The 12,876-nt window shown below is 48.0% G+C and carries 14 protein-coding genes and 4 pseudogenes; 12 read left to right on the top strand and 6 right to left on the bottom strand.

From position 1 onward, the window contains the following. Positions 1-115 (bottom strand): hypothetical protein (locus tag ACMV5I_RS19645; RefSeq protein ID WP_390900439.1); only part of this gene is annotated, 115 nt, incomplete at its 3' end. Positions 116-498: 383 nt separating this feature from the next. On the opposite strand from ACMV5I_RS19645, the gene ACMV5I_RS19640 reads away from it, so the two are divergent. Then, positions 499-837, top strand: coding sequence for a hypothetical protein (locus tag ACMV5I_RS19640; RefSeq protein ID WP_414825101.1), 339 nt, complete (start codon positions 499-501; stop codon positions 835-837). Here ACMV5I_RS19640 and ACMV5I_RS19635 read toward each other — a convergent pair. Continuing rightward, positions 820-972, bottom strand: coding sequence for a SymE family type I addiction module toxin (locus tag ACMV5I_RS19635; RefSeq protein WP_414825100.1), 153 nt, complete (start codon positions 970-972; stop codon positions 820-822). The genes ACMV5I_RS19640 and ACMV5I_RS19635 overlap by 18 nt on opposite strands. 174 nt (positions 973-1,146) lie before the next feature. Between ACMV5I_RS19635 and ACMV5I_RS19630 the strand changes: the two are divergent. The 5 genes and pseudogenes from ACMV5I_RS19630 to ACMV5I_RS19610 all read left to right on the top strand — a co-directional run. After that, a pseudogene (locus ACMV5I_RS19630) lies at positions 1,147-2,067 on the top strand (DUF6862 domain-containing protein); the annotation flags it as partial. Positions 2,068-2,071: 4 nt separating this feature from the next. After that, positions 2,072-2,494 (top strand): DUF6911 family protein, encoded by a 423-nt coding sequence (locus ACMV5I_RS19625; protein ID WP_254698881.1) that lies wholly within the window; start codon positions 2,072-2,074, stop codon positions 2,492-2,494. Between the two features lie 394 nt (positions 2,495-2,888). Then, a pseudogene (locus tag ACMV5I_RS19620) lies at positions 2,889-3,851 on the top strand (CdiA family toxin C-terminal domain-containing protein); the annotation flags it as partial. Then, positions 3,848-4,198, top strand: a complete 351-nt coding sequence (cdiI, locus tag ACMV5I_RS19615) for a ribonuclease toxin immunity protein CdiI (protein ID WP_414825099.1) — start codon at positions 3,848-3,850, stop codon at positions 4,196-4,198. The pseudogene ACMV5I_RS19620 and the gene cdiI, both read left to right, overlap by 4 nt. Before the next feature lie 483 nt (positions 4,199-4,681). Continuing rightward, positions 4,682-4,972: a barstar family protein gene (locus ACMV5I_RS19610; protein ID WP_414825098.1), complete on the top strand. Its 291-nt coding sequence runs from the start codon at positions 4,682-4,684 to the stop codon at positions 4,970-4,972. Positions 4,973-5,005: 33 nt separating this feature from the next. On the opposite strand, the gene ACMV5I_RS19605 is transcribed toward ACMV5I_RS19610, so the two are convergent. Together ACMV5I_RS19605 and ACMV5I_RS19600 are read right to left on the bottom strand one after the other, a co-directional pair. After that, complete coding sequence (locus ACMV5I_RS19605) at positions 5,006-5,350, bottom strand: hypothetical protein (protein WP_414825097.1); 345 nt, start codon at positions 5,348-5,350, stop codon at positions 5,006-5,008. Further along, positions 5,347-5,532, bottom strand: coding sequence for a hypothetical protein (locus ACMV5I_RS19600; RefSeq protein ID WP_414825096.1), 186 nt, complete (start codon positions 5,530-5,532; stop codon positions 5,347-5,349). The genes ACMV5I_RS19605 and ACMV5I_RS19600 overlap by 4 nt, the downstream gene beginning before the upstream one ends. Positions 5,533-5,883: 351 nt before the next feature. On the opposite strand from ACMV5I_RS19600, the pseudogene ACMV5I_RS19595 reads away from it, so the two are divergent. The 6 genes and pseudogenes from ACMV5I_RS19595 to ACMV5I_RS19570 all read left to right on the top strand — a co-directional run. Next, positions 5,884-6,180: pseudogene (locus ACMV5I_RS19595) on the top strand (hemagglutinin repeat-containing protein); the annotation flags it as partial. 173 nt (positions 6,181-6,353) lie between these two features. After that, positions 6,354-6,731 (top strand): hypothetical protein, encoded by a 378-nt coding sequence (locus ACMV5I_RS19590; protein WP_370592697.1) that lies wholly within the window; start codon positions 6,354-6,356, stop codon positions 6,729-6,731. A gap of 87 nt (positions 6,732-6,818) precedes the next feature. After that, positions 6,819-7,331 carry an adhesin gene (locus tag ACMV5I_RS19585; RefSeq protein WP_414825095.1) on the top strand — a complete coding sequence of 171 codons (513 nt, stop codon included), beginning with the start codon at positions 6,819-6,821 and terminating at the stop codon, positions 7,329-7,331. Between the two features lie 286 nt (positions 7,332-7,617). After that, positions 7,618-7,734 (top strand): annotated as a pseudogene (locus ACMV5I_RS19580) (IS5/IS1182 family transposase); the annotation flags it as partial. 183 nt (positions 7,735-7,917) lie between these two features. Then, on the top strand, positions 7,918-8,106 hold the full coding sequence (locus ACMV5I_RS19575) for a hypothetical protein (protein ID WP_161738537.1): 189 nt from the start codon (positions 7,918-7,920) through the stop codon (positions 8,104-8,106). A 190-nt stretch (positions 8,107-8,296) separates the two neighbouring features. Further along, positions 8,297-9,004: a YnfC family lipoprotein gene (locus ACMV5I_RS19570; protein ID WP_414825094.1), complete on the top strand. Its 708-nt coding sequence runs from the start codon at positions 8,297-8,299 to the stop codon at positions 9,002-9,004. Between the two features lie 460 nt (positions 9,005-9,464). Here the strand turns inward: ACMV5I_RS19570 and ACMV5I_RS19565 are convergent, their stop codons facing one another. Next, the gene (locus ACMV5I_RS19565) at positions 9,465-11,129 is read right to left on the bottom strand and encodes an AsmA family protein (protein WP_414825093.1); all 1,665 of its coding nucleotides are present in this window, start codon (positions 11,127-11,129) and stop codon (positions 9,465-9,467) included. A gap of 141 nt (positions 11,130-11,270) precedes the next feature. Then, positions 11,271-12,668, bottom strand: a complete 1,398-nt coding sequence (locus ACMV5I_RS19560; protein WP_024482949.1) for a nucleobase:cation symporter-2 family protein — start codon at positions 12,666-12,668, stop codon at positions 11,271-11,273. Positions 12,669-12,876: the final 208 nt, after the last annotated feature.

Raw genomic sequence — 12,876 nt, 5'->3', positions numbered from 1 at the left:
CCTTGTTGTAGGTGGCCCAGTTGGTGATTTTGAACTTTTGTTTTGCCACGTGATATCGCTGCAGGATGAGGAGTGTGGTGATCTGATCCTGACTACGGCCAAAAGTTCGATTTATTCAACAACGCCCTCTAACGGTGCAGATAAGGTAGTTGCCAAGACAGAATTAGAGCATCCTATTGTTCAGTCTCGTATCAATGTTCAAAACGGCAATTCAAAGCAAGGCTGGGAGCATGTCGTCCAACGACATTTTTCCGATAAAAATGCTAGTCAATTTACTATTAGTCAGTCTGAGGTAAAAACGATCCTTCAAAGTAATGATGTCTCAAAAGTGCCAATTAGTAGGAAAATTGATAGTGCAGATGGCCCTCGTTATGAACGAGTTATTACACTTGACAAAAGTATAGGTATTGATAAGTTTAGCGGTAAGCCAACAAATACTATGACAATTTTAACTGATGGTAAGGGTAACTTGATCACAACAACACCAGGTAGGATCAAATGAGACTGATAGGCTCTAGAACGGAAGGTTTAATACGAGAGCGGTTGGAAAAATATGAGCATATTATTCTTGAAAATAATGTGATACATGGTTTATTAGTTCATAATTTTTCAAAAATCGATAGTGTCTATTGCTTAAATCAAGTGATAGAACAAGCTGAGGATATATATACTTTATTAGTTAATGGTGAGTTTGTTATCGAATTTGAGTTGTCTAGAATAGATGGTTCAATAAGTGATGTAAATATAAAGCCATTAAGCGAATACTCAAAAAAGGTTAAAGACAAATCATCTAAATTAACATTGTCTATAGCTATAGATTTAGCCACTAATAGATAACTGGTCGTGTTTAATGGTGATGATAACCGCCCGACTGGCATAAGAGCCTATCTGCTTCAGCCAACTGCCCTTGAGAGTGAGCTGTGGCTGCGGGCTGGGCCTGCTGCCATTGGGGCGGTAACCGGCAATGGTCATCTTGTGGGTTTGGGGTGGGACTGATTCTGACTTATGATGCTATGGTTGATTGCTCTTTAACCGTGCTGGGGAAAATGGCATCACGGGCTGAAAAAGCGCGTCGGGGCGAAACGTTTTTGTAACTTACTGACCGAAAAGGGAAAAGTGGTTGCGGCGGTAAACTTCACGACGGAAGAAGTTGTTGTGGAGAATAACTTCCTGAGCGTGGAAGAAAAGACGAAGCTTGAGTTAGCGAAGCAGAAACTCCAGAACAGCAAAGATCCGGCAGAGCGTGAGCAGGCCCAGCAGACGATTAATGAACTGCGTGAAAAGGATATCGCCAGCGATAAGAAAGTGATCGAGGCCTGCGGAAATGGTGCGGCAGCCAGTGCGGCCTGTGGTGCGGCGAGACTGGAGGTTATCGCGGCCAAAGGTGAGTATGAAACCGGGCCGTATAACTCGAAGGTGAGCCAGCAATACGCGGATGCTTATGGCCAGATAGTAAACCTGCTGAATATCACCAGTGTTGATGCGCAGAATCAACAGCAGATCCAAGACGCAATGATCAACTCCTTTATGACCACGAAAGGGGTTGATTACGCCACAGCGAAAGATTACACCGAGTTGAAGCAGGGAGCCGATATTATTGTTGCTTCGGTCACTCCGGTACTTGGTGCGGCAGCGGCGAAACAACTTGGCAAGATTGTAGATGCGAATGTGAAGGTCGTTGCGAAAGGAAATGTTGATGGCAGCCAGTTCACTGATACTAACCAGGGAGCGAGACCTTCGCAGTTAGCCGACTTTAATAAACCGACTATTATCAATGATGTTGTGCAGGCTAAGATAGTGAAGGAGCCTAATAAAAACTTTCCTAATGGAAACATGGGAACCGCTCATGCAGAAATAGGTGTGATCCAACAAGCCTATGAGAAAGGGATGACTAATGGCAAAGATATGCTTATGTCAGTGAGTGGGGAAGCACTTTGTACTTACTGTCTCAGTGAAGTAAAAACCATGGCTGCAAAAGCAGGGTTAAAGTCACTGACGATATATGAAGAAAAGAGCGGTGATGTTTTGTATTGGGAAGCTGGTATGAAAAAATTCATTAGGGAATAGAATTATGAAGATAGGTGTTGAGTCAGATTATCTGAAAAAAGAGTTTGAAGCTGATTTTCACCTTAGTAACAAAAACTCTTTTACCAGAATACGTAGACCTGATTGGGATGATATTAAAGAGTTGTTGTTAAAAGTAAAAGGTAAAGAAGGCACAGTAAGATTGACGGTATTGCCTGACCCCGATGTTGGTCCAGCAAAACTTGATGTATCTACAGAAAATGGCTTTTACTTATTAACCTTGTTGGAGTATTCAGAAAGTGACTCTGATGTTCGCTCATATTGGGATATGTCAAAAATAGACAATAAGATAATGATTCATGGCAATTATTGGCCTGAGCGCCAGCTTACAAAGGACTTCGATCTTGTTGTCAGGATCTTCAAGGAGTTCTTCGATACCGGCAATGTATCAACGGATCTTCTGAATTAAAGCAGTAACCCCCGGCCTTGGCCGGGGGTTACTGCTTCTAAGCCCTGAAAACGCCATCTTCTCGTTGTCGTAACCGGATCACTCCGGGTGCGGCGGTGATCCACAGGCCATCGGCTCGCAGTGTGAGCTGTAACGGTGTGCCGGGGGTAAAACCCAGCCCGGCCACCGTCACAAAACCCCTACAGCGGTAATGGCAGGGGCGAAAAGCGCTGTTATGATGGGGCGTTGGTTGCTCTTTAACAGCGTTGGGGAAAATGGCGTAACGGGCTGAAAAAGCGCGTCTGGGGGAAAAGTTGCCCGGGCCAGAATGCACAGGGAAAAAGTAGTTGTAACCTGCTGAGTGTACTAGGAAAAATGCTGTTGGCTGGCTGACTCCGCACTGGATGAAGTTGTTGTGGAGAATAACTTCCTGAGCGTGTCTGAAAAGACAGAGCTCGAGCTGGCGAAGCAGAAGCTCCAGAACAGTAAAGACCTGGCAGAGCATGAGCAGGCCCAGCAGAAAGTTAATGAACTGCGTGAAAAGGATATCGCCAGCGACAAGAAGGTGATCGAGGACTGCGGAAATGGTGCGGCAGCCAGTGCGGCCTGTGGTGCGGCGAGACTGGAGGTTATCGCGGCCAAGGGTGAGTATGAAACCGGGCCGTATAACTCGAAGGTGAGCCAGCAATACGCGGATGCTTACGGCCAGATAGTGAACCTGCTGAATATCACCAGTGTTGATGCGCAGAATCAACAGCAGGTGAAGGACGTGATGGTGAACTATGCCATGGTGCAGCTTGGTGTAGATAAGGCGACGGCAGAAGCATACGTTGAAACCTATGATGGGATGAAGATTGTAGCAGCATCGATGTCACCTGTGGTGGGAACAGCGGTAGCAAGCAAACTGAGTTCGTTGGTCAAAGAAGCTAATGCTTATCCTTCAGGAATTAACTTCAAGGTTAATCTGCCTGAGCACTTGTCCCAGATGGATGGTTATTCTCAGAAGAAGGGTATTTCAGGAGCGCACAATGCTGATGCATTTAATAAAGCCGTTGCTGATAATGGTGTGAAAATCCTATCCCAGGAACCAGGGATGGATGGTATTACACATGTTAAATATCAAGTGCCTGCAAAAGATAGAGCTGGCAATGTTATTGGCTATAAAAGAGAAGTTTTAGAAAACACCATTTATGATCCTAAAGTATTCAGCGATGAAAAAATATTGAAGTTGGGTCAGCAAGCAGCAGCAAGTGGCTATAAAGATGCTATTGCTTCTGGTAGTAGAGAGTACACGGCAACAGCTGGCGGTCTTAAGTTCCAAGTGTATGTGGATCAAAAAACCGGTACTGTAACTAACTTTTTCCCGGTGACGAAATGAATGAGTATATTTTTGAAAAAATAGATTATGACAATGATAATGCATGGGTTTTGAAAGATTTTTTTAACTCATTACATCTGCAAAATCGACTCATTTATGGAGTGGATAATATTATCAAAAGATGTGGCTTTGTGATTAATGAGACGTATTGCCACTATCCAGATCTACAAGATGTAGATCCTGATTTTCATTTTGAAGGTGTAATGTTCGGTGTCTGGGAAGGGGAAATCATAGTGTCAGAGGATATTGGTTTTAAATATGCCCGTTTAGCCTGCGAGAAGTATCTGGAACTTCACCCTGAAGACTCAGAAAAGGTAAACTGCTTATTGGCTAAACTCCCGACCTGATAAAAGAGATCCCGGCCAACTGGCCGGGATCTTTGCTTCTACGCCCTGAGAACTTCCTCTTCCCGCCGCTGCAACCGGATCACACCGGGTGCGGCGGCGATCTCTAGCTGTGTCACATCGATGATCCTGGACTCGGTGAGCCAGTCTCCGTCGATGATCAACTCGCCGTTCTGCCGTACCCAATCCGCCCCTAAATCTTGCTGCTGCTGACTGGCCTCGCACAGTGCGTCCCAGGTGGCCGCATCGGTGACGAGGGTGGTCCACAGGCCAGCATGCCGCCGTCGATCGTCAGCTCCGGGATCGGTTGGGGTGTGTAGGTGATGTTCATGCTAGAGTGTGGCGAGAAGTTGATATAGGGTTAAATAACACTATGTAGAGAAGCAACCAACCAGGCACAAGATTGTTATATTCAAATGATGGTTTGCTTTATATAACGACTGACCACTATGGGACTGCGACTTCAATAGGTAAGTGGAAGTGAGTATGAGTGAAATAATTTTAGATGGGACAAACATAAAAAATGAGTATGACTTCCATAAGGTTATGTCTGCTTTATTAGATTTTGGCCCCTACTATGGGGGCAATCTTGATGCTCTCAGAGATCGCCTAAGTAGTGACGTAGAAAGGCCAGTAACAATAATTTGGCTAAACTCCGAGCAATCAAAAAAATATCTTGGTGAATGCTTTGATCAAATTGTTCAAATCTTTGAGCAAACAAAAGAACAAGACATTCAATTTAACTGGGATAAGAAATTTGATTATACCTTGAAGTAACGAGAATCCCGGCCTTGGCCGGGGTTGTTGCTTCTACGCCTGAAATCTCCCATTGTCTCGCCGTTGCAACCGAATCACACCGGGTGCGGCGGTGATCTCCAGTTGTTCAGCGTCAGTGATCCCGGACTCAATGATCCAGTCTCCGGCGATGATCAGCTCGCCGTTCTGCCGTACCCAATCCGCCCCCAGATCTTGCCGCTGTTGGCTGGCTTCGCACAATGCGTTCCAGGTGGCTTCATCGGTGACGGGGGGGCTCCACAGGCCATCGGGCCGGAGTGTGAGCTGTAACGGTGTGCCGGGGGTAAAACCCAGCCCGGCCAGCATGCCGCCGCCGATCGTCAACTCCGGGATCGGTTGGGGTGTGAAGGTGATGTTCATGCGGCCCCCTTGTCGATATAGCGCCGGAAGTCGTCGCCCTCGAGGCTCTTGCACAGGGCCTCATGGGGACCTGTGATCAGCTGTTCCAGCATTTGGCGCTGGGTCAGGCCGTGATGGTGCGCCAGTCGTTCAAGCGCAAAATGGGCGACGAGGCTCACCTCGATGTTCAGGCGTGTGCTCACCCCGTCGCGGCGACGGCGTGCGCGGTCTCGGCCTGACGTTGTGCGTTGGTCTTGGCCATGATGAACCTCCCTGTTACTGCGTAACGACGCGGATGATCAACTGACCCGGCTTGGTGATCACTTCGATCTGCTGGCCGGTAGTAAAGGCAATTGAATTAAACAGCTAATGGCAGCAAGGGATCTTGTTGGTACTATGACTAATGAGCAGGCAAGGATGCCAAGGCAGGGCGGTAGCTTGCCTTTTATCTTCCTCACCTCATGGTTATAACAACCGCTTCCATCTATTCGATCGACCTCTGTTAACTTCTGAACCCTGATAACGATAGCCATATGTAGTGTTTGATAAGCGCCCTCAACAGCGCCACCGAAAGCGACTACTCCTTCTTCGAAGAAACCAAGACCAAGAAAGGGTTCCTGTCAAAGACCACCACCCACACGGTGCGGGAAGATTACGCCACGCAGGAAAAAGGCACGCTGCTGAGCGGCGACAACGTGTCTCTGTCTGCGGGTAACGATCTGACGGTGAAGGGGTCTTCGGTTGTTGGTGACGGCAAGGTTAACCTGCAAGCAGGCAACAACGTCGAGATCGTGGCGGCGACGGAAGAACAGTCCAGCTATCGGTTGGATGAGAAGAAAAAGAGCGGGCTGATGCAGTTCGTTACGAGTTAGCTACTGGCGAAAAAGTCGCTGGCAGGGGGCGCCCAAACATATTCTAAAGCGATTCAGGATTGGTTAAATAAGAATCCTTAAGCTTCTTCGAGTGATAGAGCGGCGGCGGAAAACGTTCTGAAAGACATGCAAAATGCTCTTAAGGGTAAGTAATGATGGATAATTATATTGATGATTACTTGAGTTTTTTTACTCAAGCGTCAGAGTATATAAAGAATGAAGTAAATAGATGTGTTGAGTATTGGTTGCCAGAACCTCCATCGACGATCTTATTGTTTTCTCTAGTGGGTAAAGCATTGGTAAACCAGTTGGCTTCATTAAATCACTCGGAGAAATCAGCCCTGTTCCAGCACATTGAAACAGGTATGAGGTCTGATAATGATGAGTTAGCAACAGCGGTTGCAACTGGACTTGTTGAATCGTTAGTTACAGCATCTGATGAAAATGAGTCAGTTTGGAAAGAAATCGAAGCTTATCTGCATGTTGAGTCAAAAAAACATGCTCTAGCATGGAAAAACTTCGGCCAATAATCTTAAACTCAATATCGATTAGCTGTATAAGCTCCCGGCCTACTATTATCCGTTATCAGCGATCCGACATCATGGCCGGTTGCGGTGATGGGGGGGAAAGCTATTCTCACGAATGCTGTTACTAAAGGTAAAGAGCAGTTAATCGTGGTAGGTGTATCTGCTGGAGTTTATGCTGGTATTCAATACGGCACGACTGGTGAAGTGAAACTCTCTGACGTGATCGGCTCTGGAGTGATTGGAGCAATTACTGCGGGTAAGGGGTATAACCCAACAGTGACATGGAATGCAGCCGGTGGTTATTACCAAGCCGAGATGAAAGGTGATGATCCGTTTATGGGGGCGATAGTGGGTAAAACTGGTGCATCAGTGGGGTATGTTGCTGGTAACATTCTAAAAGTACCTTTTGATAAGGTGCTTAATCTGATATCAAAACAGTACGAGTGGGTGCCAACAGGAGTGTGGACCATAACCAAGCCAGCACCACAGAGTTCGGTTCCCTCTGTTGCCGTTAACATTGGCGGTTCTTCTGCTTTAGAATCCTTTAATAAAGGAGTTGATGGTTATTTAAAGAATACAGGGGGTAATAATGATGCGAAATGAATCAAGGTTCGTAATGATTTATCTTTCCTGTGCATTTTCTCTTATGCTTTTTTTTATGAGCTTAATTTTTCATGTTCTTGGTTATTGGGTTAGTGGAGGGGAAGGTATTATAGAGTTCATAAAAACTAATATACATATCTACCTGAAAATGGCTGGGTTAGGATTTATTGCAGGTTTTATCCTTTGGTTATTTAAGATCCGTTAGTTCATAGCCCCCGACATGTCGTCGGGGGGCTCCTAAACTCAAAATACTGCCACTTCCCGCCGCTGCAACCGGATCACACCGGGCGGGTACCTTACGCTGCGTGACTATGATGCGCAGGTCGGTTAGGCTATGGTGATGATCCGTGCAATGAACAAGATGACGCTCGCGGGTATGCCAAAAAGTGTACGAGTTGCCTGAGGTATATGCACATTCAAGGGATTCTTTTGTCCAAATCTGATTTATTCAACAAGGCCCAGAAAGGTATGAACTTCCGCTTTTCGCTCATTGCTGTCCTATGACGGTTTCGAGCGAAGCGGTCTTACATTGTGGTATGTAGGCAATATTGAACAGTTTGATTTGAAAAAAAAGGATGCCCTCCCAATGGAAACTAACAACTGCCTGACCTGCAGTCAGCCAATGAGCAAAATACCAGAAACCCTCAATCTTGATTGTGGAGGCGATTGTTTAAATTGCATGGCCTGGCATGGCGACCCAGACGCAATTGAATTTATTGAGAGGCTTACTGGCAATAAAGTTGACGTTAAAGGAAGCTCATATCGTTCACCGTGAGATCGAAAGGCAGTCATGAGCGATAAGCGGGCGCTACAACTTAACTAAACCACCATGTGACATGCAGCACTCAATGGTGAAAATCCGAGCAGTGGAGAAAGGTTACATGAACATCCCGTCGGAATGGGCCTCGTATGATGAGAAGTAAAGCATCTATTTAGAGTGAATTTAAATCAATAAGGAAATTACAATGAAAATAAAGGTACTCTTAAGTATTATATGGTTGACTGTGTCAGTTCATGCCCATGCATTAACAGTATTCAAACCAGCAGTCTTAAACGCAGCTATTTTGTTCGATCATGATGCTTCAAACGGAGACGTAAAACATAGCCTCCAGTGGATTCGTGATGTTCATGGTAAACTGATGGCAACGACAGAAGTCAGCTATGACCGCAGCGGATGCTTTACTAGCATAAATATGCTTGATAAAGCCAATAATCGGGAGTTCCATTTAGTAAACAAAGATGGAGTGTTATCTTCTTTTAAGGGACAGCGAATTACAGGTGCAGTTAATAAGCGTTGTGAAATCACTGAGCTTGAGAATGAAGAGGGCAAATTCACTCTGACCTATAATGTTCGAGGGTTGCTTGAAACAATGGTGGACAGAGAAACTGGTGCCGTAGCAGTCCGATATGAATATGGTAATAGACAATTCCCTGTGCGCGTAAAAGACTTCCGAAACCAAAATGACAAACGCTTCTTTTACCAAGCCGGAAGCGAGCAGTTTCAAGACATGGAATTGGTCTCAAAATACCCTAATATGACGGTCTATGTGAAAGAAAATTGTTCATATACTACTGAGGGAAATGCAGATAAGTGCTCGCTGATATCAGCTACTAATAAAAATTATCGCGACTCAACAATATGGATCGCAAATCACGAAACAGAAATTTTCTGATTACCGCTCCGCGAGATATGAATCGCCATGGCTTAGGTAGTGATCTTTTAAGTTGGCAGATAAGTGCCAACTTACTTTGATCGAGATAATGTAAGTTACTTATATACGGCTAAAGATGAAAAAGGGCTTTGCATCGACTTCTTTTTCAGTGTTGTAGAGGGATGGATTCAGTACATCATAAAACTTGATGGAAATGAATGTGTACGTAACGCCATTGATGGGGTTAGCTAATTCAGTATAAAAAGTGACAATTCAGGGGAGTATTTGTTTGCTGAAGTAATGACTAATGGGCTTATTACGAAAGTCATAATACATGTAAAACCTTATATATCAGTAAGTAGTAGCTCTTTGGTTAGGTAATGAATCCCGACCAAATTAGCCGGGATTTTTGTTTCTGCAAACGCCAATCTCTTGCCGCTGCCACCAGATCACTCCAGAAGCAGCGGTATTCAACATCAGTTCACGGTACCTGCTGCTCCAGAGTCTGCCCATCCTTGCTGGTAGCTTGCAACTGGCCCTTCAAAGACGCTTTAAACGGCCCATCGCTGTTGAGTAATCCCTTCAGCTGTAACTGCAGATTTCCATCCCCCTCCAGCGGCACATGCTGCCAACCCCATTGCTGCAAGGTATTCACAGGCACCGAGCGTCCGTTAAGGGATAGGGTGAACGGCTTACCGGGCAGTTGGCTGACATTGGCCTTGGCATCCAACAGGCCATCGGGCATAAAGGCGCTCAGCTCGGTAACGTTGATCTGCTGTGCATCCGCATCCAACGCCAGCGAAGGGCGGCGTACGTCGATCTTGTTAAAGGTGGCACCACCGGCGTTGAGTTTCAGCGAGCCGGACCAAATCCCCCACTGATGGTCACTGGCCAACAGCAGATTGCTGCCGTTACCATCCAGCGAGGTGAGCTGGAAGGGGAAATCCGGGTTGATATCGATGATCAGGTTACGGTTGGTGCTCATCTTGGCGACGTACACCTCCGCCAGCCAGCTTGGCAGCGGCTGTAACCAGAGTTCACGCCAGTTGCTGGGCAAGGTGTACTCCAGCGCAGAGACGGCTACCTCGTTGAGTTGCAGGCGCTTATTGGCGCGCAGCCAGTTGCCGGTGGTCCGCAGCAATCCACCTTCCCAGCGGGTGCTGAACTGGCCAATGGCAATACCGGCTGGTGAGAGCTGCATATCCATAATCGGATCGATGAGATGGAAGTTGCCATTGATCAGGTCGTCGGCGGTGAAGTTGATCGCGCCATCCTGACTGCTCCAATCCCCTTGTTGGAAGGTGATATTTTGCATCGACAGATCGAGATCGTTCGCCGCCCAGGCGTTACCTTCCAGGCGGGCGTTAATCAGATCAAAGCGTTTCAACGTAATGGGTGGCAACGCCGTGAAGCGGCTCCAGAACTGTTCTAGCGTCATTGGTACTTGTAGGCGGACGTTGCTCAGCCGCAGTCGTTCAACCAACCAACTGCCATCGGCAGCTCGGCTTGCTACACCGGTGAGATCGCCCTGTGCCAGATCGGCACCAAAGTCGCTCAATATCAGCTGGTTTTGCTTGATTTCGCCCTGGATCAACACCTGCGAGGCTGGAATACCGTTGACCACCATCGAACCGGCGCTGAACTGGAACTGATTGTTATCCCCGAGTAAATGGCCTGCCGTTGGCTGCCACGGGTTGATCCCGGCATTGACCTTCTGCGCGTTAAGCTGCCAGCTCTCATCATTAGATTGCAGTGCCATATTGCTCAGTTGCAGCACATCGGCCTGTATTGGCAGCGGTGCGCCCTGCAAAGGCTGAACGTTTAAGGTGCCGTCGCGTAGCGTGATGCTATCGAAATAGCGTGGCTCGGTAATTTGCCGCAGGCTGAAAGCCATATCGACCTGCTTGGCCGCCAAGAGTTGCGGTTGGTTGGCTCGGGCGAGGGTTACGCCCTCTAGGCTGAGCTGCCCTGGTTTGCTCCACGAATGCGTTATTTTTTCTACCGACAGTTGGTAATCACCACGATCGCTGATCCAGTGACTCAACCAGCCTGCGGCCCAGCGGGTTTGCCCCACTACGTAGAGCAGCACAATGGCCAGCACTATCAGCAGCAGCAACGTGATCAATAGTTTTCCGATAAATCTCATCGTGTGGATCCGTAGCGGACAGAAAAGATACCCTGTTTATGCCGCAATTAGCCCGCCAGCTCAAGGGCAATGGCCTGAAAGACAATAAAAAAACGGCCAGTAGCGGTTTGCCAATGGCCGTTGGTTTGCTGCGGGAAGTGCTTATTTTTCTTCTGGTGGGAACAGCAGGTTCAGCACAATGGCGGTGATACCACCGGCGGCGATACCGGAAGAAAGCAGGGTTTTCAGCCAGTCCGGTGCAAACTGCAAGATCAGCGGCTGTTGGGAAACCCCCATACCGACGGCCAGCGACAGCGCCATAATCATGATGGCGCGGCGGTTTAACTTCTCGCGGGAAACGATACGCACGCCGGAGGCTGCAATGGTACCAAACATCACGATGGTCGCGCCGCCCAACACCGGTTCAGGAATATGCTGCACAAAACCGGCAACGGCCGGGAACAGCCCCAGCAGGATCAGCATCAGTGCCACCACAAAACCGACGTAGCGGCTGGCAACGCCGGTCAGCTGGATCACCCCGTTGTTCTGACCAAAGCAGGAGTTCGGGAAGGTGTTGAACACCGCCGACAGCATCGAGTTCAGGCCGTTGGCCAGCACACCGCCTTTCAGGCGCTTCATATATAGCGGGCCACTGACCGGCTGTTCAGAAACGTCGGAGGTAGCGGTGATATCACCGATGGTTTCCAGCGACGTGACCATAAAGATCAGCATCAGCGGCAGCAACAGGTTCCAGTCAAAGCCCAGGCCGTAATACAGCGGGGTAGGAACGGTGATCAAGGTTGTTTGGGTGGCCGGTTCGGTTTCCGGCAGCATGCCCATGGCCCAGGCCAACAGATAACCCACGGCCATGGCGATCACCAACGAAGCGACGCGCAGGTAAGGGTTACGCTGGCGGTTAAGCAGAATAATCACTACCAGCACCGCGCCTGCCAGCAGCAGATTCTTGGGCGCGCCGAAGGTGTGATCGCCCATCGCCGCATAGCCGCCACCGATAGAGGTCAGCCCGACCTGGATCAGCGACAGGCCGATAATCATCACCACAATGCCGGAGACCAGCGGGGTAATGATGCGGCGTGCCAGATGCAGTACGCGCGACAGCAGGATTTCGGTACAAGAGGCGACCATCAAGGTGCCAAACAACGCTGCCATCATGGTGGGCACGTCTGCGCCGCCGTTTTTCAGTGCCAGCCCGCCCATAATCAATGGTGAGACAAAGTTGAAGCTGGTGCCCTGAATGGACAGCAGGCCAGACCCCACCGGGCCCCAGGTTTTGATTTGCAGTATCGAGGCCAAACCGGAAGCGAACAGCGACATGCTGATGATGTGCTGCGTATCCTGCGCTGGCAGGCCAAGCGCCTGGCAGATCAACAGGGCCGGGGTGATCACGGCAACAAACATCGCTAGCAAATGCTGACTGGCGGCAAACAATGTTTGCGGCAGCGGCGGGCGGTCTTCCAGGCGGTAAATCAGTTCACTATTGTGTGAAACGGGGGCTGATGCTTTTTGCGCGGCATCAAGCTCGGCGGTTTGGCTGGACATGGTGTGGCTTTCCCAAAGGCGGCAAAGAAGGCATTTTAATGATCTGCTTCACAAAAGCAAACGGTTGCGCATTAATATTTTTTACGATGCTGAACCCATTAATGTCGCATTTTCGTTCATTTTTTCTTGTGTTATTAGCCGTTTTTACTTTTAATCCCCCCTTCATCAAGTTAAAAAACTGAGTAAATTTTATAACTTATTAATTTAT

The organism is Serratia sp. T13T92, from assembly GCF_047530105.1.
Classification (GTDB): domain Bacteria; phylum Pseudomonadota; class Gammaproteobacteria; order Enterobacterales; family Enterobacteriaceae; genus Chania; species Chania fonticola.
The sequence above is the reverse complement of the archived record's forward strand: the minus strand, read 5'-3'. Positions and strand labels throughout refer to the sequence as shown.